This is a genomic window from Nocardioides sp. Z24_21 (assembly GCF_058134345.1).
Genome location: NZ_JBYTTH010000004.1, coordinates 286976 through 312661, shown reverse-complemented (window position 1 = coordinate 312661; position 25686 = coordinate 286976). Strand labels below are relative to the sequence as shown.

General features: G+C 67.0%; 20 protein-coding genes, 2 tRNA genes and 1 pseudogene. 4 read left to right on the top strand and 19 right to left on the bottom strand.

Translation table 11 applies throughout. The features are described 5' to 3' along the window. From AC3X7Z_RS15020 to dnaA, 19 genes and pseudogenes are all read right to left on the bottom strand, one after another. Positions 1–1923, bottom strand: a complete 1923-nt coding sequence (locus AC3X7Z_RS15020) for a site-specific DNA-methyltransferase (protein WP_489976424.1) — start codon at positions 1921–1923, stop codon at positions 1–3. Between the two features lie 8 nt (positions 1924–1931). Then, the gene (locus AC3X7Z_RS15015; RefSeq protein WP_489976423.1) at positions 1932–2633 is read right to left on the bottom strand and encodes a DUF4391 domain-containing protein; all 702 of its coding nucleotides are present in this window, start codon (positions 2631–2633) and stop codon (positions 1932–1934) included. Beyond that, positions 2630–5899 (bottom strand): helicase-related protein, encoded by a 3270-nt coding sequence (locus AC3X7Z_RS15010; protein ID WP_489976422.1) that lies wholly within the window; start codon positions 5897–5899, stop codon positions 2630–2632. Before AC3X7Z_RS15010 ends, AC3X7Z_RS15015 begins: the two co-directional genes overlap by 4 nt. Continuing rightward, a complete protein-coding gene (locus tag AC3X7Z_RS15005) occupies positions 5896–6096 on the bottom strand; it encodes a helix-turn-helix domain-containing protein (RefSeq protein ID WP_489976421.1) in 201 nt (66 codons plus the stop codon). Before AC3X7Z_RS15005 ends, AC3X7Z_RS15010 begins: the two co-directional genes overlap by 4 nt. 620 nt (positions 6097–6716) lie before the next feature. Beyond that, positions 6717–7712, bottom strand: a complete 996-nt coding sequence (locus AC3X7Z_RS15000; protein ID WP_489976420.1) for a DUF6884 domain-containing protein — start codon at positions 7710–7712, stop codon at positions 6717–6719. Further along, complete coding sequence (locus tag AC3X7Z_RS14995) at positions 7709–8035, bottom strand: DUF7662 domain-containing protein (protein ID WP_489976419.1); 327 nt, start codon at positions 8033–8035, stop codon at positions 7709–7711. The genes AC3X7Z_RS15000 and AC3X7Z_RS14995 overlap by 4 nt, the downstream gene beginning before the upstream one ends. A gap of 210 nt (positions 8036–8245) precedes the next feature. After that, on the bottom strand, positions 8246–9505 hold the full coding sequence (locus tag AC3X7Z_RS14990) for a hypothetical protein (protein ID WP_489976418.1): 1260 nt from the start codon (positions 9503–9505) through the stop codon (positions 8246–8248). Further along, positions 9502–10698: a hypothetical protein gene (locus AC3X7Z_RS14985; RefSeq protein WP_489976417.1), complete on the bottom strand. Its 1197-nt coding sequence runs from the start codon at positions 10696–10698 to the stop codon at positions 9502–9504. Before AC3X7Z_RS14985 ends, AC3X7Z_RS14990 begins: the two co-directional genes overlap by 4 nt. A gap of 433 nt (positions 10699–11131) precedes the next feature. Continuing rightward, a tRNA-Ala gene (locus AC3X7Z_RS14980) sits at positions 11132–11207 on the bottom strand. A 26-nt stretch (positions 11208–11233) separates the two neighbouring features. Then, complete coding sequence (locus AC3X7Z_RS14975) at positions 11234–11359, bottom strand: DLW-39 family protein (RefSeq protein ID WP_222129345.1); 126 nt, start codon at positions 11357–11359, stop codon at positions 11234–11236. Positions 11360–11394: 35 nt separating this feature from the next. After that, positions 11395–11468 (bottom strand) — tRNA-Ile (locus AC3X7Z_RS14970). A 70-nt stretch (positions 11469–11538) separates the two neighbouring features. Further along, positions 11539–12084: a DUF3566 domain-containing protein gene (locus AC3X7Z_RS14965; RefSeq protein WP_489976416.1), complete on the bottom strand. Its 546-nt coding sequence runs from the start codon at positions 12082–12084 to the stop codon at positions 11539–11541. Positions 12085–12087: 3 nt separating this feature from the next. Further along, positions 12088–14838: a DNA gyrase subunit A gene (gene gyrA / locus AC3X7Z_RS14960; RefSeq protein ID WP_186339691.1), complete on the bottom strand. Its 2751-nt coding sequence runs from the start codon at positions 14836–14838 to the stop codon at positions 12088–12090. A 60-nt stretch (positions 14839–14898) separates the two neighbouring features. After that, the gene (gene gyrB / locus AC3X7Z_RS14955) at positions 14899–17097 is read right to left on the bottom strand and encodes a DNA topoisomerase (ATP-hydrolyzing) subunit B (RefSeq protein WP_489976415.1); all 2199 of its coding nucleotides are present in this window, start codon (positions 17095–17097) and stop codon (positions 14899–14901) included. A gap of 442 nt (positions 17098–17539) precedes the next feature. Then, a complete protein-coding gene (locus AC3X7Z_RS14950; protein ID WP_489976414.1) occupies positions 17540–18136 on the bottom strand; it encodes a DciA family protein in 597 nt (198 codons plus the stop codon). Next, positions 18126–19262 (bottom strand): DNA replication/repair protein RecF, encoded by a 1137-nt coding sequence (recF, locus tag AC3X7Z_RS14945; protein ID WP_186339689.1) that lies wholly within the window; start codon positions 19260–19262, stop codon positions 18126–18128. The genes AC3X7Z_RS14950 and recF overlap by 11 nt, the downstream gene beginning before the upstream one ends. A gap of 6 nt (positions 19263–19268) precedes the next feature. Then, a pseudogene (gnd, locus tag AC3X7Z_RS14940) lies at positions 19269–20252 on the bottom strand (phosphogluconate dehydrogenase (NAD(+)-dependent, decarboxylating)); the annotation flags it as partial. Positions 20253–20318: 66 nt separating this feature from the next. Further along, the gene (gene dnaN, locus AC3X7Z_RS14935) at positions 20319–21452 is read right to left on the bottom strand and encodes a DNA polymerase III subunit beta (protein WP_186339687.1); all 1134 of its coding nucleotides are present in this window, start codon (positions 21450–21452) and stop codon (positions 20319–20321) included. A gap of 456 nt (positions 21453–21908) precedes the next feature. After that, complete coding sequence (dnaA, locus tag AC3X7Z_RS14930; protein WP_489976413.1) at positions 21909–23351, bottom strand: chromosomal replication initiator protein DnaA; 1443 nt, start codon at positions 23349–23351, stop codon at positions 21909–21911. Positions 23352–23881: 530 nt separating this feature from the next. Between dnaA and rpmH the strand changes: the two genes are divergently transcribed. From rpmH to yidC, 4 genes are read left to right on the top strand one after another with little or no spacing between them, the layout of a single operon-like run. Further along, entirely contained in the window at positions 23882–24019 is a 138-nt protein-coding gene (rpmH, locus tag AC3X7Z_RS14925) for a 50S ribosomal protein L34 (protein WP_011758123.1), read from the top strand. A 23-nt stretch (positions 24020–24042) separates the two neighbouring features. After that, complete coding sequence (gene rnpA, locus AC3X7Z_RS14920; protein WP_489976412.1) at positions 24043–24396, top strand: ribonuclease P protein component; 354 nt, start codon at positions 24043–24045, stop codon at positions 24394–24396. Continuing rightward, the gene (yidD, locus tag AC3X7Z_RS14915) at positions 24393–24647 is read left to right on the top strand and encodes a membrane protein insertion efficiency factor YidD (protein WP_186339684.1); all 255 of its coding nucleotides are present in this window, start codon (positions 24393–24395) and stop codon (positions 24645–24647) included. Before rnpA ends, yidD begins: the two co-directional genes overlap by 4 nt. Then, positions 24648–25622, top strand: a complete 975-nt coding sequence (gene yidC, locus AC3X7Z_RS14910) for a membrane protein insertase YidC (RefSeq protein WP_186339683.1) — start codon at positions 24648–24650, stop codon at positions 25620–25622. Positions 25623–25686 lie beyond the last annotated feature (64 nt).

The following is a 25686-nucleotide window of genomic DNA, read 5'->3' as shown; positions in this document are numbered from 1 at the left end:
TCAAATGGCCTTGACTTCGGTGGCAGGCGAGAGTTCCTTGAAGACCTGCTCAGCATTGATTCGAGCGGCATCGGAAGTGAATGCCGAGTCTCGGAAGACGGCCCTGAGCGGCTGCCGCTTCGCCAAAGAACGCACCAGCGCGGGGCTCACTTGATCGTCGAAGCAGGCAACGAGCGAATCATCCTCGATTACGAAAACCTTGCAATCGTCCAAGTATTCCAGTTCTATGGACATAGTCAGGTCGAGCCCCCAATCAAGTAGGACCTGGAACAGCAGATCCTCCATTGTTCGATCAGCTTTGACGCTGCTCTCAAGACCAGCAAGTGCTTGCTGGTCGGTCTCGTCTGGTGTCTGAAGGACGTCCGCCATATTGGTGGTGTCCACACTCAAGACCCGAAAGCCGAGATCCGGCGACCCCAACTCCGGAGCAATTGCCTGCCGCGTTCGGGTGGCGGCACGACGCAAGCGCTCCTTCGCGACGTCGGCGATCGTCCTGTAGCCGGCATGCGCCGCGGGGGTACCGGGCGCGCAGCGTTCGCCCAGTTGCACAAGGACATAGGTCCGACGCCCTTGAGTCTCGGCGTTCAGTTGCATCACCGCCTCCCCTACCGATCCTGATCCAGCGAAGAAGTCGAAAACGATGGCCTCAGGGTCGTTCCAGGTCGCTGCGCGGATGAGGTACTTGAGAAACGACGTTGGTTTCGGATAACTCATAATTCCCTCGACGCCGAACAGCTCGATCGCTTCTTCGTAAGCGTCCTCGTTCGTGCCGGCCCCGACCCCCTTGTCGATGAGCGTCGACGGCCGCTTCACCTTCGAAGCCTGGTCATGTCTCAGTGCGTTGAACCCAAACTTCTTGGAGAGTGCGACACGACTCCCCAGGGCGAGTTCCTGGTCCAGCTTGTCTTGACCCCACACGAATGGTCCCTCGACTACGATTTGAGTCGACACCACGCTATTTGTGACCTCAAACGGATCACCGAACGCGAGCGCCGAGCTACCTTCGCCATAGCGACCTGCCGAGTAGTGACCGTCCGGAAGCGTTGTTTCCACCGTCCACTCGGGGAACCGGAGCACCTTGTGCGCGTTGGTTCGCTTAGCAAGCGGCTGCCACTTGTCGGTGTAGGCCGCCTCGCCCACCAGCTCCGCCTCATCGATGTCGCGCGCGAAGCACACAACGTACTCAGTCATGCTGCGAACGGTCCTTGAAAGGTGACTGCCCTTGCGCTTCTTGATCCAGGTGAAAGTCGCGACGTGATTGGCAGTCCCGAATATCTCCGCCATCAAGGAGGTCAGATTTGCGAGCTCAGCGTCGCTGATGCTCACCATGATTAGGCCGTCAGGACGCAAGAAGTTGCGAGCGAGCTTGAGACGCGGCGCCATCATGCTTAACCAGTCTGAGTGGAAGCGGCCATTGGTCTCCGGGTTGGCGACCAGCCGCTCACCGGACTCGGTCAGCCTCCCCGAGCGCAGCAAGTACTCCCGTGTCGACTGAGCGAAGTCGTCGTCGTAGAGAAAGTCATTCCCAGTGTTGTATGGCGGGTCGATGTAAATGACCTTGACTTTGCCGAGGTACGACTCTTGGAGCAATTTTAGTGCATCGAGATTGTCGCCCTCAATGAAGAGGTTCTTCGTGGTGTCGAAGTCCACAGACTGTTCACGAACCGGCCGCAGTGTTTTTGCTATTGGAGCATTCGCCGCGAACGCTGCTGCGCGCTTCCCGGGCCAGTCCAGCTGGTATCGCTCCTGCGGGCCTTCGACGACGTGGTCAGACAATTCCTGACGCAGAAGATCGAAGTCGACCGCGACTACCGGGTTCCCTTCCCGATCGAGGGTCTCGGTGATGACGCCTGGGAATAACTCGATGATCTTGGCAACGTTGCTCGCCGTCAAATCCGGCGACGTCATTCGGAGCTTCTCCACAATGGTCCTCAGTTCGCGTCGCCCGTGGCCGGGCTGGGGGTCGGGCTCGTGACGTCCACGAGCATTGCTTGCTTGGTCTTTAAGGTTCGTCGCAGCTCGACCTTTCGATTGAGCTGAGGTTCGTTCCGGAGCTTCCGCTCCGAGGCAGCGATCTCGCGCTCGAGCAACCTAACGGTCGCTAGTCTGCCGATCACGTCTGACACAGTTTCCCCAGCGCGCGACGCGACAGGCGTCAATGGCTGTAGCAGCGCGGTGTACAGACTGGTCAAATCGATGGCTGTCGGAAGGGGAAGTCGGTCGACGGATGCCGGTTGCCAAGCGGTGCTGAAGTAGGGGCCTATTTTCGGGGCACCGGTGCCAAGTTGCTTGTGAGCAGCGACCATGCGGGTGGTGCCTTCAGGGCCTTCGCCCCGGTTAATCTCGAAGACAATTGGCGTGCGGACCGCCTTGTCGATGGCAACGAGCACGCTCTCCGCAACGTCGTCGTCCTTAGCTGCGATCGTGAACACCTGAATTTCTCGCACATCCACGCTGCCCGGGAGGTTCATCGTGGACTCTGCGAGCTTGTAGGCCCAGGTGATCCGTCGTACGTCGGAGACGAAGCGTTCCTTCACCGTTGATCCGAGACTGGTGTGCTCGTAGAACTTGGTCTTCGGTACGACCCGCCCGAACTCTGCCGCTTTGGGCCACCTGTAAAGGAGCGCCGTCATACGCTCCCCTGCTCCGGATCAACGACCGCCAAGAAGGCGATGAGCTCGAAGTCCTCGACGCCGCCGATGGCCTGGCTGAGGGCTGTCGTCGGGCCATCGGTGAAGAGGCTGTCCAGATCGCGTTCGTCAGTGACCTCAATCATCGAGCGGATCGCCGCCGTGAGCAGTTCGGAGTACCTGCCCATCTCGGCACCTTCGCCGGTGGCGGCGTTGAACACACGCGTGACCGCATTGACCGGTTCGTCGTACGGGCGGCACCCCGCACGGATCACGTCGAGCAGGTGCTTTACCTCAGTGTGGTCAGCAATCACATTGCCACCCTCGTCCAGGTAGACGAGATAGTGCGGGTGCAGGCGATTGCCGCGATCGATGCTGTCATCGGCATCCACGTTGCGCAGCGCAAAAATGACCCCTGGCTTGAGTCCCTTAGCCCGGTCAGACGGGACGACGGCGTGGAGCCCCTTCGGGAGCGTGTCGAGTGCGCCGTGCTCGTTGATGTACCCGAGTAGGTCCATCCGGAAGTCATTGAGGCCGAGGTCAGTGATGGAGACGCCGGCGCGGACGTCCTCGAGCTCGATGACCTCGTCTTGGAGCTTGCGTAGCTGTTCCTTGCGGTAAGCCGCATCAGCGCTTGCTGGGTCAAGGATGTTGTCGTCGCCAACGGCGGCGAGGTCTGCGATGACCATCCGGTTCTCGACGCGTTCTTTGAGGTTGATGTATTCGTCGAGCGAGATGTCGGGCCAGAAGTTGACGAGCTGAATCTGCGCGTTGGTCGAGCCGATGCGGTCGACGCGGCCGAAGCGCTGGATGATGCGCACCGGATTCCAGTGGATGTCGTAGTTGACCAAGTAGTCGCAGTCCTGGAGGTTCTGACCTTCGCTGATGACATCTGTGCCGATGAGAACCTCGAGTTCGGCGGTCTCCTTCGGCATGGTGAGGTGGCGCTGCTTCGAGCGGGGCGAGAACAGCGTCAGGACCTGCTGAAAGTCGTGGCCGGGGCCGAGGGTTGTCCTGGCTGCGTGCGCGCCTCCGGTGATGATCGCGCTCTCCAGGCCCGCCTTGCTGAAGTAGGGCGCGAGCTCTCGGAAGAGGTAGTTGGCCGTGTCGGCGAACGCGGAAAAGATGAGCGCCTTGCGGTTGTGAGGGTTGATCGGGTTGGCGGCCTTGTCCTCAATCAGCTGCCTAATCCGCTGGAGCTTGACGTCGTGGTCGGGCGTGACCTTCTCCATCTCCTCCAACAACTCGCGGAGGGTTTCCCGGTCATGCCAAAGGTCGCGCTGCCAGGACTCGAGGTCGATGTCTTCGAGGTCGATCTTGATCTTCTCGCCGAAGGTCAGGGCTTCGACATTGGCGTCATCTTCGTCATCGACGTCGAGGTCGAGGTTGGCGAAGTCGACGTCCAGTTCTGACATCGCGCCAGCGCGCGTTTCGAGCCGGCCGAGCGTCTTGTCGACGGCGCCCTCAATCTTCCCGACGGTGAGCCTGAAGGCTTCCACCGAGCTCTCCAACCGCTTGAGCAGATTGACCGTCATGAGTTTCTTCAGGCCTTGCTCGCGACCGAGCTGACCGAGGTTGGACCGTGCCGTGCCGCCCTTGACGTTGTAGAGGTCTTCGTACTTGCTGAGCCTGCTCGGGAAGACATAGGCGAGCGGGGTGTAAACCGCGAGCGTCAGCGCCTGGATCTGTTCAAAGATCTCGTTGAAGGTAGCGACGCCGGGCAGGTCGGTGAGGGGCGCGCGGATCGAGACCGGTGGGAGCCGCTCGGGGAACGCTCCGATCTCGGTGGTGTCGTAGAAGGCCTGGATGTGTTTCCGTGATCGGGCGATAGTCACTGAGTCAAGGAGCTCGAAGAAGTCGAAGTCGAGCATCTTGAGGATCCGGTCGGTGGTTCGGGCCTCGGGTGGCAGTTTCGACCAATCGTTGAAGACCCGTTGCGCGTCGCTGAACACCTTCTCGACTGTGGTAGACAGGTTGAGATGCTGGGCGAGGTTCTCCGACTCGCCCTCGTAGGCGAGCTGAAGCTGATTCTTCAGGTCATTGAACCGGTTGTTGACCGGTGTTGCCGACAGCATCAAGACCTTGGTCTTGACGCCTTCGCGGATGACCTGGCGCATGAGGCGCTGATACCGGGACTCCCTCTCTTCCGCGTAGTCGGCGTTGCGGAAGTTGTGCGACTCGTCGATCACCACGAGGTCGTAGTTGCCCCAGTTGATCCGGTCGAGTCGGAGCCCCATCGACTCGCCGCGAGTGCGCGAGAGATCGGTGTGTGCGAGTACGTCGTAGTTGAACCGATCGCTGGCGAAGATGTTCGTCGTCAGGTTGGCGTTGTAGTTGGTCCAATTCTCCGAGAGCTTCTTTGGGGCGAGCACGAGGACGGACTTGTTGCGCAACTCGTAGTACTTGATGACGGCGAGCGCGGTGAAGGTCTTACCGAGGCCAACGCTGTCCGCGAGGATGCAGCCGTTGTGGGTCTCCAACTTGTTGATGATGCCGGTGGCGCCATCTCGTTGGAAGCTGTAGAGGCTCTGCCATACCTGGGTCTCTTGGTAGCCAGTGCGGTCGTTGGGGAGCACGTCCTCGTTGATGTCGTCGAGGAACTCGGCGAAGAGGTTGTAGAGGATCAGAAAGTAGATACGGGCTGGAGAGTTCTCGGCGTACACGCTGGCGATGTGCTCGACGACCGCGTCCGTCACGTCGTCGAGCTGTGTTGGGTTGTTCCAGATCTGGTCGAACAGCGCGATGTACTGCGACGTCATCGGAGTGTCGTCAATCCGGTGCACCATGTTCGAGACCGCGTTGCCCCGTTCGTAGCCCAGGTCCGCGGTCGTGAAGCCCTGGAGCGGCATGTACGCGGACTTGTCGTCCACGACGGCGAACTGTTGCATCGGGTTGCCGGTGGAATTTGATCGAAACCGGACCTTGCGCCGGACCCACTCAGCGCACTCCTTCGCGATCGCACGCTGGGTGAGCTTATTGCGGAGCCGAATCTCGAACTCGGAGCCGTAGAGGCTCGATTCGCCGCTGCCGGCTGCGGGGATAAAGAACTCCCGGCGTTCCTTACGCAGCTTGTCAGTGACCTTGTCTGTGACGAAGGAGGGCGAGGTGAAGATGAACTCCAACTCTCCCACCTGCTCGAGCTCCTTACGGAGCGACTCGAAGGCGAAGATCGAGAACGTCGACGCCGCGATGCGAACCTTTGAGCCCGGCGTGATCTCGCTCTTGAGATCGTCCCCCAGCAGCGTGTTGAGGTTGTCGATGATCTTCACTGGTCGACCTCCGTTCCCGAGGTCTCGTCGGCACCCGACCGGCGAACCCAGGCGTCAACTTCGGTCACCTGAAACTTCCAGAGCCGGCCGACCCTATGGGCTGGCATGTCCTTCTTGGCAATCCAGGTGTAGATGCTGTCCTTGGTCACGCCGAGGTGCTCGGCAATCGCGTCAGCAGACACCCACGGCTCAGTCACACCCAGCAGGCTAGCCCGATGTCGGCCGGTCTTTGCCGGTTACGGCGGAAGGCGATCGAGGCATCGACGTTGGCGGGGCCATTCTCTGGATCGCCGACGACGGGACGGTGTTCGGCACCTGACAGAGCGGAAGCGCCTCGACTGAAGCCCTCGAGCTCATCCCTTTCCCCACCAGTCCCCGTAGGAGCCGATCTCGAAGACGACCGGAACACTCCAGAATGCACAGCAACCGCAGGCTGACCTGCGGTTTCTTCAGCGGAGCCGACGAGACTGGGACTCGCAACCCCCTGCAGCAACACTGGATCCCGAACCGGCATCGCAGCGGGCGGCCGCGACCTACCTCTCACCCACCTGCACATGGCTGCGGCCACCCAAACATCGACGGGAGCGGCCGGGATTGTTTCTGGCTAGCTGCCGCCTGTGCCGGTGAGCTCTGCAACCGCCGGTCCGTTTAATCGCGCTGGCACGGATACCGCAATGGTGAGTCACCTCTGTGCCGCGTTCGCAAGAGGCTTCACGATGGCTGGTGAGACGCCGCGGCTCGTCGAAGCTTTGCGAAAGCCCCTTGAGGCCCTCCCGAGCTGATCCTGCTCGAGTGGTCTCCTCAAGACGCGTGCGTGCTACTTGCGCCCATGTGGTCGCCTTAGTTCGGTCAGGCGTCGCCTGGTCGGTGTTTTCGGCATGCCTTGAAGGTTCAAGGGTGGGTCGAGGCGGCGCAGCACGTCTTCTTCTAGTCGTCCCAGGGTGTCTGCGTCGTCGAAGGGCACTGCGATCACCTGGAGGTGATCGCTCATCCACGACGTAAGTCGGTCTTCGTCGATCGTCTCTTCCTGCCGCGCGTGGGCTAGTACGGAACCAAGCGTGCGTCGGAACGTGGAGAACTCGTGGCGCCCGCCTAGGTGCATACCGGAGATCCGTGACCATAAGGTGTTGGACGAGCGGCGACCGCTCGGCCAGCGGGTCGCTCCGGCTAGGCCTGCGTAGATGAGGCCCGGTTGGAGCGGGAGTCCCAGACCTAGAGATAGGTCTCGCGCGCCGTCTGAGTCGACCCACCAGCTGTACAGCCCCGGCACCTTCAGTCCCGCTGCACCGCGGGAGACGAACTCGCCGGGTGTGAGGGTTGAACTGGCGTCCGCGAGGCGCTCGCAGAACCCGGCAGCCGATCGGTGAGCCATGATCACCTTGGTCGATGGATCCTCGTCGTGCTTCTCTTCGGCGTGCGCCGATGCCTCGCTGTACCACGCCAAACGTTGTCCCATCGGAAGACCAGCGAGCGGCTCATGTATCGAGGCGCCCTTCGACGCGAGCGCGCTTCGGAGCGCATCGACGTACGTCGACCCGGCGTGGATCTCGATGACATGAGCATCGAGGTCTCCGACGAGAAGGGCGAGACGCTCAACCACCCAAGAGCCCCAGGCGCGCTGAAACGAAGGCGGTGTATCGGGGAGGTAGCGATCGTATGGTGCCAGCCACTCGTCTGGACGGACGAGGCCATGCTCAGCGGACAGGATGAACCACGGCAGACCAGAACGCTCCGCGTAGCTGCGCTCCTTCTGGAACAACGGGGACACATACAGGTCGCGAGCTGCCGCCGGAGTGGTGCGCTTCCGCTTCACGCACGCGACAGGAGCAGCGTCGGAGTGACCTCACCTACGACGGAAACAGGTCTCTCGGGGACCACGACAGCCGATGGTGGGGCGACGCCTTGCTGCCCGCTCACACGCTGGAAAGTGACTTCCCGCCCGGGGATGAGGTTGGTCACGGCGTAGCCGGCCGAGCGCCACGCATTCACGTGCGGCCGGTCTCCGGACCACCAGGCCCGGTGGTTCGTGGCCGAGGCGGGCAAGCCGCCGACCAAGGCTGCCAACTCCTCCCAGGTGTATCGAGCGGAGTCTCCGGCTGCACTCAACGCGCGACTTAGCAAGTTCCAGTCAGCCATGCCACCGAGTCTTCCTCGAACTGGCGCGCTCCGGTAGCGACATCCAGTCTTACGGGCTGCAGCGGCTCGGGTCGTGTGTTTCCCCAGTTCCGCCAGATGATCGACTCAGGCGCTGGCGAGGACGTGCCGATACGCACGACCTCGGAAAGTAGGTGTGCGGGCTGAGGGCGGGACTATTGCCTGACTGCCCTATTGGTAAGCCAACCTTCCCTAATTGGCCTCCGGGCGCTCGAGGATCTCAGCAAGGGCGACGGCTTCGGGAAGTGTCCAGGTCGCCGCTTCCTGCTCGAGGAGCTCGGACCAACCGGGGGGCGCTGTGTCGGCGCGAGTGGCCGCTTCTGAGCGCAGTTTCAGCGCCAACGTGCCGACGCGCATCAGCACCGGAACGTTGAGGTGGCGAGCGGCGACGACGGTCTCGCCGACGATCGCGGCCGCCGCGGTCTTCGACAGACTGACAGCTCCTGCCGCGGCATGGGCCGCGAGAAGCATCTCGGTGCGCTTGGCCGCGCTAGCCGCGGCGAGTCGAGGGCTTCCGGTCTCCCGGTAGGCGGCGAGATGTGTGTGCGTGCGAATGATGACCTCGGTGGCGACCATACCGAGACCGGGTGTCAGGAGGCCTGAGCGCAAGTTGAGACCGCTGCCGCGGTGGTTGCCGGCATAAGCCTCTTGGCCGAACGCGCGCAGCTCTCGATCGGGCATGTCGCGGAGGAGTGTCCATCCCGGCAGCGGGAGGCTCATCGGCGTGACGAAGTCGGCCACCCAGTGCTTGAGCAGCTGCGTGAGCGCGAGCGGCCATTCGACCTGTGGGTAGCGCGTCCCGAACGGCGTCGTTGTCGACTCCCTGACGAACCGCTCGCCGTACTCCCAGTAAGTGCCCTCGAAGGTGCCGGTGCGGACTTGATTGAGTGCGTTGAAGAAGCGGCCGACGTCGTGACCGGCCGAAAGGCCGCGGTGGGCCGGCCCGCCGAACTTGGAACCCATGTAGTCGATGGGCATGCCCTCGGCGTCTTGCTCCCAGCGAGTGACAAGGTCAGTCCTCTTCAACCAGGACAGACCTTCTAGCACGGCTGCGTCAAGCTGGGTGTTGTAGACGTTTCCAAGCGCGCCGATCAGGCCCGCTACCCCGACCACAACAAGGTCGCCGCGCTCCCACTTCAGTCGCTGGGCGGCCCGCCACTCCTCGAGCTGACGGATGGCAGTCGGGTCGAGGATGTCGGCCAGTTCCGCTTCACCCCACGCTTCGGTGCCGCGGCGCAGGTGGTTGTGCTTGGTGAGCGCGTCGTACCCGAGTCCGGAGGGAGCCTGCGCGATCCGGTCGACCGCACTCTGGTCGAGCGGTGCTCCGTCTAGGGCCGCCGCTGCCAGTGCCTCGATGTCGCCGAGGTCGCGGCCCAGAGCATCGAGGTTCTCGATGTACGTGTGATCGACCGGGGACGGCTCGTGGCCACGGTCGTCCTTCGGCGCCGTCACGCCGCGACCTCTTCGAGATCTTGCGCCAAGACGGCAACGCCTTCAGCGAGGGTCTCCGTTGCCTTCTTCTCGTCCTCGAGTTCGTCGAGCTCGACGAGCAGCTTCTGCAAGTCTTCGTCTTCGGGGCCCGTGACACGCTGCTTGAGGCGGTCAGCGACGGCGCGGAGGCGGACGACGCGATTCTCAGCCTCGAGCCGCTGCTCACGCTCTGCGTCGACCTCCGCCTGCTTGGTCTCGAGCTGGGTACGCAGGCTTTCGATTCGCTCAGCGAGGGCGGCGATGGTCTGACCCAGGTTCGCGACGCGTTCGCGCATGCTGACGATGACAGCCTTGGCGGCCTCTTCGTTGCCGTCGACGTCGCGTAGGACGAGCTGGGTGACGACGTGAAGTTTGACTGCGTCGGCGGCCACCTGGGCGACAGTGAATCCCGTGGCCCGGCCTCCGAGCGCGGCAGCGCCGGCGCCGGCTGCGCCGGTGACGCCGGTGATGAGCGCGGCGCCCCCGGCCATGCCAAGCCCACCGGCGGCGATGGACCCGCCGCCAAGGGCGGCCATCCCAGCGGTTGTGGCGACGGCCCCCGAATAGCCGAGAACAATCGTGCCGTAGGCGCCCGCGATTGCCGGGGCCGCGAGTCCGCCGGTCAACACGCCGAGGCCCAGGCCCGCTCCTGCCAGGAGGCCGTACTTGATCCATGACCCCGTCCGGGACAACTTCTTGATCGCTTCCTTGTAGGCGGTTTCCACGGCGGCGAGGTCTTCGGGGTGCAGTTGGTCCATTGCCCGGTGCGCCTCCGAGAGGCACTCAACTCGGGCTGCCTTGTTCCATTTCCCGTCGGTCCATGGCTCGAAGCCGTACAGGTCGATAAGGAGCAGCAGGGCCCGTGAACGCTTCGCGACGAGCGGGGAGAGCTTGGGTGCCGCGTCCTCGAGCGCTTCAAAGTCAGCGCCCTGGCCGTCGCCGGAGAGGGACCTAACGGCGACGGCGACGTCGGGCGACCAAGTTGCGTCCGTGCGCTGGAGGATGGACTCGACCACCGCAGTTCGAAACGAGTTCCGGGTATCGCGCTTGGCCGGCAAGTGATGGCCTTTGGACGCGGCGATGTCCCGCTGGATCATTCGGTACTGCCAGGCGGTGAGGATGAAGTCCTCGTCAGGGGAGAGTTCGAGCTTCTTCTGTACCTGCGCAGCGTCCATGCCGCAGACGCTAGCCTCAACCCCGACGCTCGCGGAACGGCGACTGGGCCTTCGAGGGTTGAGTCGCCCGTGAACAACTGAGGCCCTCTCAATCAGCACCCGAAAGACGCCACGGAGACGGAACCGCTGCCGCGGATGAGGAGACGACTCCCGGGCGTCAGTACATCGCACGAAGCGGTGTCCCGCGTCCGGGTTGAGCTACCGCGCGAGCCGGCGGCACGCCGATCTGCCCCGATTCCCTCGCGTTCAGGCTGCGGGCCTCGGATCCCTCATCGGACCCGTAACGCGTCCAAATGTTCCGGCGGCACCGATCTACTGCCGACTAGGGCGGTGCGCCCCATCTTTCCCCCACCAGTCCCCCTAGAGCCCGATCTCGAAGTCCACCGGAACACTCCAGAAATGGAAGAAACCGCAGGCTGACCTGCGGTTTCTCTGGTGGAGCCTACGAGACTCGAACTCGCAACCCCCTGCTTGCAAAGCAGGTGCGCTACCAATTGCGCCAAGGCCCCGTGAGCGCTTGGCGCTCGAGGTGGGCTCAGGCCTTCTCGACGGTGTCGGTGGCCTCGGCCCAGAGGGCCTGCTCGTTCTTGCCCTCGTCCATCTTCTTCTTCGCCAGGACCGCGCCGGCGGCAGCGAGGGCGACCAGCAGGAGCTTCTTCATGGACTCTCCTCGAGAGCGGAGCGAAGGGGATGGAGTGGGCCTAGGAGGACTTGAACCTCCGACCTCTTCCTTATCAGGGAAGCGCTCTAACCGTCTGAGCTATAGGCCCGTGCACGCCGCAAGCGGCGACGCCGAAGGTTACCTGACCGCGGTCAGGCCGTGCCAATCGAGGTCGCGACTCACTTCTCGTCCTCCGCGAGGGTCACCTCGATGCCGCCCAGGAGGGCGGCCGCGAGGTTGTAGAGGAAGGCGGTGAGGGTCGCGATCGCGGTCAGCAGGATGACGTCGACCACCGAGACGAGCAGCGTGAAGCCGAGCACCCGCGACATGCCGACGTAGTTGGTGACGTCGAAGGACGAGTTGCCGCTGTCGCCCTCGACGATGCTGCCGACGGCGGAGTTGATCGAGTCCCACACGCCGGCCGCGCCGAGCACCGACCACACCATGAAGATCGCGACGAACGTGACCACACCGAAGGCGACCGAGAGCAGGAACGCCGTCTTCATCACCGACCAGGGGTCGATGCGGGTCAGCCGGAGGCGGGCGCGGCGCGGCTGGCGGCCGGACGCACGCCGGGCGCGGCTGCTCCGCCCCGACGACGGTCCGGCGTTGGCCCGGTGCTCCTCAGCGGCGCTGGACAGCGTGTCCTGGAGCCGACCGGTCAGCGACCTCTTGGCGGGCTCTCCGCCGGAGGTGCGGCGGGGCGTCGCGGTGCGTTCCGACATGGATCACTCCTCGGTGTCGTCGTCGGAGGGGGCTGCTTCCACAGCGTCCTGACCATCGATTGTTGCACCGTCGACCACGTCGGGCGATTCCGCAGCGGCCTCGCGGGCGGCTGCCTCGACCTCGGCGGCGCTCTCGGCGGCCAGCTCCTCGACCTCCTCGTCCTCGCGGGCCTCGACCGACCGGGCGACGACGGCGACGGTGTCGCCCTTCTTGGGCGTCACGAACTTCACGCCCTGGCTGTCGCGGCCGGTGGCCCGGAAGTTGGCGTCGATGGGGCTGCGGACGACCTGCCCGCCGCTGGTGATCGAGAGGACCTCGTCACCCTCCTCGACGATGAACGCGCCGACCAGGCCGCCGCGGTCCTCGTTGGCGAGCTTGACCGCGCGGATGCCGACGCCACCGCGGTTGGTGGTGCGGTAGTCGGTGATCCGGGTGCGCTTGGCGTAGCCGCCGTCGGTGATCGTGAAGACGTACTGCTCCTTCACCTCCGGCAGGTCGCCGGCCTCGATGGCCTCCGGCGACGCACCTTCCTGGACCAGGCGGGCCTCGGCGGCCTCCTCGGCCGCGACCTGGGCGGCGCGGATCACCGAGAGCGAGAGCACCGAGTCGTCGTCGTGCTTGAACTTCATGCCGCGCACGCCGCCGGTGGCGCGACCCATCGGACGCAGCTGGTCGTCGTCGGCGCGGAACCGGATCGCCTGGCCCTTGCGGGAGACGAGCAGGATGTCGTCGTCGGCGTTGACCAGCTCGGCGCCGATGAGCTCGTCGTCGTCCTCGCGGAAGTTGATCGCGATCACGCCGGCCTGGCGCGGGCTGTTGTAGTCGCCGAGCTTGGTCTTCTTGACCAGGCCGGTGCGGGTGGCCAGGACGAGGTAGGGCGCCTGGTCGTAGTCGCGGATCGCCAGCACCTGGGCGATGTCCTCGTCGGGCTGGAAGCTCAGCAGGCCGGCGACGTGGCCGCCCTTGGCGTCGCGTGCGGCCTCGGGGAGGTTGTAGGCCTTGGTGCGGTAGACGCGACCGGCCGTGGTGAAGAACAGCAGCCAGTGGTGGTTGGTGGTGGCGATGAAGTGCTGGACGACGTCGTCGCCGCGCAGCGTCGCGCCGCGTACGCCCTTGCCGCCGCGCTTCTGCAGCCGGTACTGGTCGGCGCGGGTGCGCTTGGCGTAGCCGCCGCGGGTGATGGAGACGACCAGGTCCTCGTCGGGGATCAGGTCCTCCATCGACAGGTCGCCGTCGGCCGCGATGATCTGCGTACGCCGGTCGTTGCCGTGCTTGTCGACGATCTCGGTCAGCTCGTCGGAGATGATCTGCCGCTGGCGGGCCTCGTTGGCCAGGATGTCCTCGAGGTCGGCGATCACGCGCTCGAGCTCGGTGAGGCGGTCCATGATCTTCTGCCGCTCCAGGGCGGCGAGGCGGCGCAGCTGCATCTCGAGGATGGCGTTGGCCTGCACCTCGTCGATCTCGAGCAGGCTCATCAGCCCGCTCCGCGCCTCCTCGACGTCGGGGCTGCGGCGGATGAGGGCGATGACCTCGTCGAGGGCGTCGAGCGCCTTGGCCAGGCCGCGGTAGATGTGCGCCTGGCGCTCGGCCTCCGCGAGGCGGAAGCGGGTGCGCCGCTGGATGACCTCGATCTGGTGGGTGACCCAGTGCGAGATGAACTGATCGATCGGCAGGGTGCGCGGCACCCCGTCGACCAGCGCCAGCATGTTGGCGGAGAAGTTGCTCTGCAGCTCGGTGTGCTTGAACAGGTTGTTGAGCACGACCCGGGCGACGGCGTCGCGCTTGAGGATGATGACCAGGCGCTGACCGGTGCGTGAGCTGGTGTCGTCGCGGACGTCGGAGATGCCCTGGATCCGGCCGGAGTCGGCGAGCTCGGCGATCTTGAGCGCGAGGTTGTCGGGGTTGACCATGTAGGGGAGCTCGCTGATGACCAGCATCACCCGGCCCTTGGCGTCCTCGTCGATCTCGACGACGGCCCGCTGGCTGATCGAGCCGCGCCCGGTGCGGTAGGCCTGCTCGATGCCCTGGCGGCCGACGATCAGCGCGCCGTTGGGGAAGTCGGGGCCCTTGATCCGCTCGAGGAGGGCGTCCAGCAGCTCCTCCTTGGTGGCCTCGGGGTGCTCGAGCGCCCAGATGGCTCCCTCGGCGACCTCACGCAGGTTGTGCGGCGGGATGTTGGTCGCCATGCCGACCGCGATGCCGGCCGAGCCGTTGACCAGCAGGTTGGGGAAGCGGCTGGGCAGGATGGTCGGCTCCTGGGAGCGACCGTCGTAGTTGGGCTGGAAGTCGACGGTGTCCTCGTCGATGTCGCGCACCATCTCCATCGCCAGCGGCGCCATGCGGCACTCGGTGTATCGCATGGCGGCGGCGGAGTCGTTGCCCGGCGAGCCGAAGTTGCCCTGGCCGTTGATCAGCGGCGCGCGCAGCACCCAGGGCTGGGCGAGGCGGACCATGGTGTCGTAGATCGCCGAGTCGCCGTGGGGGTGGTACTGACCCATCACGTCGCCCACGACGCGCGAGCACTTGGAGAAGCCGCGGTCGGGGCGGTAGCCGCCGTCGTACATCGCGTAGAGGATGCGGCGGTGCACGGGCTTGAGCCCGTCGCGCACGTCGGGCAGCGCGCGCCCGACGATGACGGTCATCGCGTAGTCGATGTAGGACTGCTGCATGAGCGTCTGCAGCTCGATGGGCTGCACGCGGTCGGTGCCGCCGTCGCCGGGTCCGCCCGTGAGGTCGGTGGGGATCTCGGTCATCTCGTCTTCTCTCCTGCGTTCTATCGATGTCTAGGTCAGTTCTTAGATGTCTCTAGAGACCTAGATATCGAGGAATCGAACGTCCTTGGCGTTGCGCTGGATGAACGAACGGCGCTGCTCGACGTCCTCGCCCATGAGGATCGAGAAGATCTCGTCGGCCTGGGCGGCGTCCGCGAGGGTGACCTGCTTGAGCAGGCGCGCGTCGGGGTCCATCGTGGTCTCCCACAGCTCGTCGGCGTTCATCTCGCCGAGACCCTTGTAGCGCTGGACCGGGTTCTCCTTGGGGAGCTTCTTGCCCTGCGCCTGGCCGTCGGCGAGCAGCGCGTCGCGCTCGGCGTCGGAGTAGACGAACTCGTGCTCGGCCGGCTTGTTCCAGCGCAGCCGGTAGAGCGGGGGCTGGGCCATGTAGACGTAGCCGTGCTCGATCAGCGGCCTCATGAAGCGGAACAGCAGCGTGAGCAGCAGCGTGTTGATGTGGTGGCCGTCGACGTCGGCGTCGGCCATCATCACGACCTTGTGGTAGCGCAGCTTCTCGAGGCTGAACTCCTCCTGGATGCCCGTGCCGAGCGCGGAGATGATGGCCTGCACCTCGGCGTTGGCGAGCACCTTGTCGATCCGGGCCTTCTCGACGTTGAGGATCTTGCCGCGGATCGGCAGGATCGCCTGGATCCGCGGGTCGCGTCCCTGACGCGCCGAGCCGCCGGCGGAGTCGCCCTCGACGATGAACACCTCGCACTCGGCGGGGTTGGTCGACTGGCAGTCGCTGAGCTTGCCGGGCAGGCCGCCGCCGCCGAGGAGGCCCTTGCGGTTGCGAGCCAGCTCGCGGGCCTTGCGGGCGGCGAGGCGCGCGCTGGCCGCGGCCTGCGACTTGCGGACGATCTCGCGACCCTCGGCCGGGTTCTGCTCGAGCCAGGCGCCGAGCTGGTCGTTCATGACCCGCTGGGTGAAGCCCTTGGCCTCGGTGTTGCCGAGCTTGGTCTTGGTCTGCCCCTCGAACTGCGGCTCGCCGAGCTTGATCGAGATGATCGCGGTGAGGCCCTCGCGGATGTCGTCACCCGAGACGCGGTCCTCCTTCTTCTTGATCAGCCCCCACTCCTCGCCCCAGTTGTTGACCAGGGAGGTGAGCGCGGCGCGGAAGCCCTCCTCGTGGGTGCCGCCCTCGTGGGTGTTGATGTTGTTGGCGAAGGTGTGGACCGACTCGGTGTAGGAGGTGTTCCACTGCATCGCGACCTCGAGGCTCATGTGCTGCCCGCTCGCACCCTCAGCGGTCTCGGCCTCGAAGGAGATGACGGTCGGGTTGGCCACGGTCTTGCGGCGGTTGAGGTGCTCGACGTAGTCGACGAGGCCGCGGTCGTACTTGAAGACCTGCTCGAGGCCCCCGGTCTCCGCGCGCTTGATCGCGTCGTGGCCGGCGTCGACCTCGTCGGTGACGGTGTCGTCCTCGACCGCGTCGGCGCGCGCGTCGGCGTCGGGACGCTCGTCGCGCACGACGAACTCGACGCCCTTGTTGAGGAACGCCATCTCGCGCAGGCGCGAGGTGATCGTCTCGAGGCTGTAGGTGGTGTGCTCGAAGATCTCCTCCGAGGCGTACCAGGTGACCGTGGTGCCGGTCTGCTCGCCGGGCTCCATCGGGCGGACCTGCTCGAGGTCGCCCTCAGGCACGCCGAGGTGGAACGTCTGGCGCCACAGGTGGCCGCGGTTCTTGACCTCCGCGACCAGGCGGGAGGACAGCGCGTTGACGACCGAGACGCCGACGCCGTGCAGGCCACCGGAGACCTTGTAGCCGCCGCCGCCGAACTTGCCGCCGGCGTGGAGCATGGTCAGCGCCATCGTGAGCGCCGGCATGTCCTGCCCGGGGGCGGTGTCGGTGGGGATGCCGCGGCCGTTGTCCTCGACCCGCACGCCGCCGTCGGCCTGCAGGGTGAGCACGATGCGGGTCGCGAAGCCGGCCAGCGCCTCGTCGACGCCGTTGTCCACGATCTCCCAGATCAGGTGGTGCAGGCCGCGCTCGCCCGTGGAGCCGATGTACATGCCGGGGCGCTTGCGCACCGCCTCGAGGCCCTCGAGCACCTGGATCGCGGACGCGTCATACTCCACGCCCTCGTCGACGGCCGTGGTGGACCGCTTCTCGACGGTGGCCTCCACGGCGGCGGCGAGGGCCTCGGCGCGCTCGGCCTCCGTGGGCTGGGCGTCGGACGGATCGGGAGCAGAAGCGGAGTCGGGGGTGGCCGGGGTGGACTCGTGGTTCTGTTCGCTCAAGGCACAGCCTTCTGCTCATCGCCCCGGACCTGGCCCGGGGGCGCTCGACATGAGTCGAGTCGCGGCGGTTGCGGGTGCAACACGATCTGCGACTCGTACGCCCATATTACCCGTCAGGGCGCCCGGACCGAAGGACCAACCCCCGGTTGGGGAGGGATCCGGTCGGAAAATCGCGTCAGCGGGCCCGTGGGGGCCTGTCAGGCGCGCGAACGGGGGGGTCGGTGGGTCCCCATGTGGTCCGACGGCTGCCAGATCGGCAGAACGCGGCTCCGGCGCTCGCGTCGGCGGCGGGCGCGCCCCCGGGCTGACGGTTCATCAAGGTATGTCGCCGAACCCGCACATCCCATGGCGAGCTGAGCGAGGGAAGTGACGGTTCGCCTGCATACCTTGATGAACCAGCGTCGCGCAGGGGGCTCCGGCCGGCGAGCGGCGGCCCGGGTGCTCAGCCGTAGGTGTCGCGAGGTCCGCGGCCGTCGCGGCTGGACAGCCGGCCCTTGGTCCAGCTCGGCAGGTGCGGGCCGACCACCTCGATCAGCGTGACCGTGCCGTGGCCGAGCTCCTCGTTGAGCCGGCGGACGATCGTCGGCGCCAGCAGCTTGAGCTGGGTGGCCCAGGCGGTGGAGTCGGTGCGCACCACCAGCCGTCCGTCGGTGAACGACTCGGGCGCGCAGTGGTCGGCCACCTCGGAGCCGACCAGCTCGGCCCAGCGGCCGAACACCCCCTGCACCTTGAGGTCGAGCTCCCACCCGTGGTTGGCGATCAGCCGGCCCATCGCCTGGTCGATCGGTTGGGGGTCGCGGTCGTCGGGCCGGGCGCCGGACGCCCGCGGGGTCGTACGACGGCGTGGTCCCCCGGAGCGGCGCCGCGCGGGCTTCGAGCCAGGGCTGGCGGCGGCAGCACGTGCGGCAGCGCGGGCGAGGTCGAGGCCGTCGGCGCGGTGCTCGGCCACCGGGGCGGGAGCGGGATCGGCGCCATCGGTGGTGTCGGTGGTGTCGTCCCGCGCGGTCCCGGGGTCGCCGGGACGCTCGTCATCCGTCACGGGTCACCGCCCCGTCCGCGACGAGGTAGCGCACGCCCTGCAGCGACGCGGGCACGTCGGCGGCGACCGCGGCGGTGACCAGCACCTGCTCGGCTCCCGCGACGAGCTCGGCGAGCTGCTGGCGTCGTTCGGAGTCGAGCTCGGCGAACACGTCGTCGAGCACCAGGATCGGGTCGTCGCCGTCGGCGCGCAGCAGGTCGTAGGACGCCAGGCGGAGCGCGAGCGCGTACGACCACGACTCGCCGTGCGAGGCGTAGCCCTTGACCGGCAGCCGCAGCTGCGGGTCGCCGAGGGTGAGCAGCAGCTCGTCGCGGTGCGGGCCGACGAGCGAGATGCCGCGGTCGAGCTCCTCCTTGCGGCGTGCCGCGACCGCGTCGAGCAGCGCCTGCTGGAGGTCGCCGGTCGAGGAGGTCACCTCGACGCTCGCGCGGTAGTCGAGGTCGGCGTCGTCGCGGCTCGCGCCGCGCGCGACCGCCTCGTAGGCCTTGCCGAGGTAGGGGCGCAGGTCGTCGACCAGCCGCAGTCGGGCGCCGAGGATCTCCGCGCCGACCCGCGCCAGGTTGTCGTCCCAGATCTCCAGCGTCGACATCGCCGCGTCGCGCGCGGACCCACGCGCCACCCCGGCGGTCTTGAGCAGGCTGTTGCGCTGCTTGAGCACCCGGTCGTAGTCGGAGCGAACGCCGGCCAGGCGCGGGGTGCGCAGCACCAGCAGGTCGTCGAGGAACCGGCGCCGGTCGGACGGGTCGCCCTTGACCAGGGTCAGGTCGTCGGGGGAGAACACGACCGTGCGCACCAGGCCGACGATCTCGCGGGGGCGGGGGAGGGGGGAGCGGTTGATCCGGGCGCGGTTGGCCCGACCCGGGTTGAGCTCGACCTCGAGCAGCGCCGTGCGCCCCTCCTTGACGACCGAGGCCCGCACGATCGCCTGCTCGGCTCCGGCGCGGACGAGGGGTGCGTCGCTCGCCACCCGGTGGGACGACAGCCGGGAGAGGTAGTCGATCGCCTCGACCAGGTTGGTCTTGCCCTGGCCGTTGCGTCCGATGAACGCCGTCGCCCCCGGCTCCAGCGCGACGTCGATGTCGGCGTAGGAGCGGAAGTTGTGCAGGGTCAGGTGCGCGACGTGCAAGGGGACCTAGCTCTCGCTCGGCTCCTGGCCGCTGCCGGCGCCGGCCTTCTGCGCGGTCTCGGACTGGTCGGGCCCGGTGGCGCCCTCGGCGTCGCCGCCCTTGGGGGCCGGGGTGCGCACCGCGTGCCCGCCGAACTGGTTGCGCATCGCGGCGACCGCCTTCATCGCCGGGCTGTCGTCCTGCCGCGAGACGAAGCGGGCGTAGAGGGCGGCGGTGATCGCGGGGGTCGCGACGGCGTTCTCGATGCCTGCCTCGACGGTCCACCGGCCCTCGCCGGAGTCCTCGGCGTAGCCGGCGACCTTGCTCAGGCCCGGGTCGTCGTCGAGCGCGGCGACCATCAGGTCGAGCAGCCACGAACGGATGACGGTGCCCTCGCGCCACGAGCGGAACACCTCGGTGACGTTGTCGACCATGTCGACCTTCTCGAGCAGCTCCCAGCCCTCGGCGTAGGACTGCATGATCGCGTACTCGATGCCGTTGTGGACCATCTTGGAGAAGTGGCCGGCGCCCACCTTGCCCGCGTGGACGGAGCCGAAGTCGCCCTCGGGGGCGAGCGCGTCGAAGGCCGGCCGGACCTTGGCGATGTCGTCGCCGTCGCCGCCGTACATCAGGGCGTAGCCGTTGTCGAGGCCCCAGACGCCGCCGGAGACGCCGCAGTCGACATAGCCGATCTCCTTCTCCGCGAGCAGCTCGGCGTTGGCGATGTCGTCGGTCCAGCGCGAGTTGCCGCCGTCGACGACGACGTCGCCCGGACCGAGCAGGTCGGCGAGCTCGGCGATCGTCGCGCGGGTCGGGTCGCCGGCCGGGACCATGACCCACACGACCTTCGGGCTCGGCAGCGCCTCGACCAGCTCCTCGAGCGAGCCGACGTCGCTGACGTCGGGGTTGCGGTCGAAGCCCACGACCGTGAGTCCCGCGCGGCGCATGCGCTCGCGCATGTTGCCGCCCATCTTGCCGAGCCCGACGAGTCCGATGTCCATGTCGGTGAGCCTAGCCGCAGTCCGGTCCGGTCCGGCCGGTCCGGATCCTGTGGGATCCGACGGCCGGGCGCGCGATCAGCCGAGCAGGCGCCGGGGCATCAGCAGGTAGCGGAAGGAGCCGGTGTCGTCGGTGTCGGTGCCGGAGATGACGACCGGCTTGGTCGCCTGGGTGAACGCCAGGTCGACCATCTCGCCGTCGATCGCGCTCAGCCCGTCGAGCAGGAACTGTGGGTTGAAGCCGGTCGTGAGGTCGTCGCCGGTGATGTCGGCGTCGACCGCCTCGGTCGCCATCGCCTCGTCGCCGGAGCCGGCGTCGAGGACGATCTGGTTGTCGCCGAACTTCATCTGCACCGCGGTGTTGCGCTCGGCCACCAGCGCGACGCGCTTGACGGTCTCGATGAGCTCGGCCTTGTTGACCTTCGCCACCGTGAGGTGCTCGGACGGGAACAGCGAGCGCACCTTGGGGAACTCCCCGTCGAGCAGGCGCGTCGTGGTGCGGCGTACGCCGCCGAGCCCGGTGCCCTCGAACCCGATCAGGCCCTCGCCGGCGCCGCTGGCGCTCAGCGCGATGGTGATCTCCGCGCCCGAGGTCAGCGACTTGGCCGTGTCGCCGAGCACCTTGGCCGGGACGAGCGCGGCGACCGACACGTCGGGCGACTGCGGGTTCCAGGTGAGCTCGCGGTGCGAGAGCCGGAACCGGTCGGTGGCCAGCAGCGCCATCGTGGAGCCGTCGATCTCGATGCGGACGCCGGTGAGGACCGGGAGCATGTCGTCACGGCCCGCGGCCGTCACGGCCTGGGCGACGGCGTGGGCGAAGTCGGCGCTGGAGACGGTGCCGGTGGCCGACGGCATCTCGGGCAGCGTGGGGTAGTCGGAGACCGGCATGGTCTGGAGGCTGAAGCGCGCCGACCCGCAGGTGAGCGAGACGCGCGGACCCTCGAGGGTCAGCTCGACGGGCTTGGCCGGCAGGCTGCGGCAGATGTCGGCGAGCAGGCGGCCGCTGACCAGCGCACGGCCCTCGTCGTTGACCTCCGCGGAGAGGGTGGCGCGGGCCGAGGTCTCGTAGTCGAACGTCGAGAGCACCAGCCCGGCGTCGCTCGCCTCGATCAGCAGGCCGGCCAGGACCGGCGAGCTGGGACGGACCGGCAGGCTGCGGGCAGCCCAGGCAACGGCATCGGCGAAGACGTCGCGTTCGACGCGGAACTTCACAAGGGTCTCCTCGACGAGAGGTGGTGGTGCGGGCAACGAGTGACTGCACGCAGACGAGAACCACACGCGTGCACGTGGGAAGTGCATCCTGCCACGCGCTGTCGGCGCGGCGGCAGGGTTCTCCCCAGAGGGAGGGTTGTCATTCGTTGGTGGGTGATGAGTCCCATGGTGAGGTTCATAGTCGTCATAGGGTCCGTGGAAACTGTGGATGGGATGCGTTGGTGCAGGTCAGGGCGCCGGAACGCTGTGGATGACGGGTGTGGACGCCGGACCGACGACTCGCGGGGTGGTGTGGACGAGCCGGCGGTTCGTGTCGTTCGTCCCATGAAGTCCACAGGGGCTGGGGACGACGCGGCGGACCGAACCACAAGTTCTCCACACACGAGCGACCTCCACGCGGGTGCGCCGGTGCGGGCACGGTGTCGAGCCCGGTGTCGAGCCCGGTGTCGAGTCTGGTCAGCGCTGGCGGGCCTGCATCTTGATCCGGTTGGTGAGCTCGCTGACCTGGTTGAAGACCGCGCGCCGCTCGGCGAGGAGCTGACGGATCTTGCGGTCGGCGTACATCACCGTGGTGTGGTCGCGCCCGCCGAACTCGCGGCCGATCTGCGGCAGCGACATCGACGTGAGCTCGCGGCACAGGTACATCCCGATCTGGCGGGCCATGACCAGGTGCCGGCCGCGCGAGGGCCCGGTGAGGTCCTCGAGGCTGACCCCGAAGTAGGCCGCGGTCTGGGCGATGATCAGCGGGTGGGTGATCTCGGGCTCGCCACCCTCGGGGATCAGGTCCTTGAGCACGATCTCGGCCAGGGTCATGTCGACCTCCTGGCGGTTGAGGTTGGCGAAGGCCGTCACCCGGATCAGCGCGCCCTCGAGCTCGCGGATGTTGGTCTGGATCTTGGAGGCGATGAACTCCAGCACGTCGGGCGGCGCGGTGAGCCGGTCCATCGCCGCCTTCTTGCGCAGGATCGCGATGCGGGTCTCGAGGTCGGGCGGCTGGACGTCGGTGATCAGGCCCCACTCGAAGCGGTTGCGCAGGCGATCCTCGAGCGCCTCGAGCCGCTTGGGAGCGCGGTCGGAGGTCAGCACGATCTGCTTGTTGGCGTTGTGGAGGGTGTTGAACGTGTGGAAGAACTCCTCCTGCGTCTGCGTCTTGCCCTCGAGGAACTGGATGTCATCGATCAACAGCACGTCGACGTCGCGGTAGCGCCGCTTGAACCTGTCCTGGCGGTCGTCGCGGATCGCGTTGATGAACTCGTTGGTGAACTCCTCGCTGGAGACGTAGCGCACCTTGGCGTTGCTGTAGAGGCTGCGCACGTAGTGGCCGATCGCGTGGAGCAGGTGGGTCTTGCCCAGGCCCGACTCGCCGTAGACCAGGAGCGGGTTGTAGGCCTTGCCGGGCGCCTCGGCGACGGCGACGGCGGCCGCGTGCGGGAACCGGTTGGACGAGCCGATGACGAACGTCTCGAAGGTGTACTTGGGGTTGAGCCGGGTCTCCAGCGCGGAGGGGCGACGCTCGGCGGCCCCGCCGCCCATCGGCTCGTAGGCCTCCGGCGCTCGTGGCGCAGGCGGCTCGTAGACCGCCTGCGGGTTTGTCGACAAAGAGACAGATCGATCTGTCGATTCGTCGATCTGGGACGGCGTCTCGCCCTCGAGCGCGGGGTTGACCGTGACGAGCATGCGGATCTCGCGGCCGAAGCCCTCGGAGAGCGCGTCCTCGATGTGGTTGCGCAGCCGGCCCTCGAGCTGGTTGCGGGTGAAGTCGTTGGGGACCGCGATGATCGCGGTGTTCTCGTGCAGCGTCATCGGCACGCTCGTCCTCAGCCAGGCGCGCTGGTTGGGCTGGAGGTCCTCGACGATCTGCTGCCACGCCGTCCCGAGATCTACCTGCTGGTCGTCCACCCGGTCCGCCTTCGCTTCCACCATGTCGTCATGCGCGTGTTGCTGCTCGAAAATCCCCCGCCTCGCACGGACGCGCCACCGATCCGACGGTGAGGCTTCCACAGAGTTGTCCACAAGCTGTGAACGGCCGGTCGCGACCCGGGGGGCCGATCCCCGTGGCCTCCTCCTGCGTCGGGCCCCCACCATCGTCTCCGCAGGTCACGGGGCTGTTGGCGGCCGTCGTGGCCCGGGTCGCACGACCTCGTGGACCCTGGGGGGACCGTGGCCGGACGAGACCGCGGACACAGGGAACGTAACAACCGAGCGAGCCGTGGAGCAAGACGTCATCCACAGGGTCGGCCCCCGGGAGGGCTCGCGGGTTTGACCCCCCGTTTGCCCTCCGCGTACCGTTGGCCGGTCGCTCCCTGTCGACGGGTGCGGCATGTCCACGATCCGCCGCCTGGCGGCTGCGTGGGTGCGCGGTGCCGGCCGAACGCCTGCACCGACGCCGTGTGGAGTGGACATCCCTCGAAACCTTCGGAGAAATAGCCGTGAGCAAGCGTACGTACCAGCCGAACAACCGTCGCCGTCACAAGGTGCACGGCTTCCGCCTGCGCATGCGGACCCGTGCCGGTCGCGCCATCCTGTCCAGCCGGCGCCGCAAGGGCCGCAAGAGCCTGGCCGTCTGAGGCCGGGGCCCACGGCGCCCGCCGTGCTCTCCGCTGCCCACCGCCTCACCACCGCTGACGGCTTCCGTCGCACGGTGCGCCAGGGGCGGCGTTCCGGCTCCTCGACGCTCGTCGTCCACCTGTGGGTGGATCCCGACGCGACACCGGCGCCGGTGCAGGTGGGGTTCACGGTCGGCAAGTCCGTGGGCAACGCCGCCACGCGCAACCGTGTGAAGAGACGACTTCGGCACCTGACCCGGGAGCACCTCCCCGCACTGGAGGGGCTCCCGGGTCGTGCTGCGCTCGTGGTCCGGGCGCTCCCGGCCGCGGCCGATGCGTCGTACGCCACCCTCGGCGCCGATCTGGCCCGTACGCTGAGCAGGGTGAGCACCCCATGAAGCACCTCCTCATCGGGTTCATCCGCGCCTGGCGCTTCGCGATCAGCCCCCTCTACGGCCAGGTCTGCCGCTACCACCCGAGCTGCTCGGCCTACGCGCTCGAGGCCGTCACCGTGCACGGCGCCCCGCGTGGCACCTGGCTGGCCGCACGTCGTCTGGTCCGCTGCCACCCGTGGGCAGCCGGCGGCTACGACCCTGTTCCCTCCCGCGCCGGCTCGGCCGCGGAGTCCCCTGCAACTCGAGGAGCATGAGTGCTCGACTTCTTCGGTGCCATCGGCGGCGCGATCATGGCCCCGCTCTACTACGTCATCTCGGCGGTGCTGGTCGGCTTCCACAAGTTGTTCGGCTCCCTGTTCGGCGAGACGTCGGGCGTCGCGTGGGTCCTCTCGATCATCGGGCTGACCCTCGTCATCCGGATGGCGCTGATCCCGCTCTTCGTCAAGCAGATCAAGTCCAGCCGCAACATGCAGCTCATCCAGCCCAAGGTGCGCGAGCTGCAGAAGAAGTACGGCCACGACCGTGAGCGTCTCGCGCAGGAGACGATGAAGCTCTACAAGGACTCGGGCACCAACCCGTTCGCGTCCTGCCTGCCGATCCTGCTGCAGATGCCGATCTTCCTCGCCCTGTTCCGGCTGATCGACCAGGCCGCCAAGGACCCCTCGCACGAGCGCGGCCTGATGACCGAGCAGCTCAACACGCAGTTCGGCGACGCGATCTTCCTCGGGGCCAAGATCTCCGACACGTTCCTCAACACCGACGACATCGGCGTTCGGGTGCTCGCCGCGTTCCTCGTGCTCGCCATGACGGCGACGACGTTCCTGACCCAGCGCCAGCTGATGAGCAAGAACATGCCGGCCGACGCGCTCTCCGGCCCGTACGCCCAGCAGCAGAAGATGCTGCTCTACGTCCTTCCGGTCGTCTTCGCCGTGGGTGGCATCGCGTTCCCCGTCGGCGTCCTCTTCTACTGGACGACCTCCAACCTGTGGACGATGGGCCAGCAGTTCTACGTCATCCGCAACAACCCCGCGCCCGGCACGCCCGCGGCCGACGCCAAGGAGCAGCGCGACCGCGCGAAGGCGGCCCGCAAGGGACAGAAGACGCCCGCGCAGCTCGAGGAGGAGCGGCTCGCAGCGGAGGCGGAGGCCAGGCGCGCGGAGAAGTCGCAGTCCCGCCAGCAGCCGCAGCGCCAGACCAAGGCCCAGCGCAACCAGAAGAAGAAGCGCTGACCAGACTTCCCGGGACGGCGACCCTGCGGACGCCGTCCTCCGTGATCGAGACCAGGAGACACAC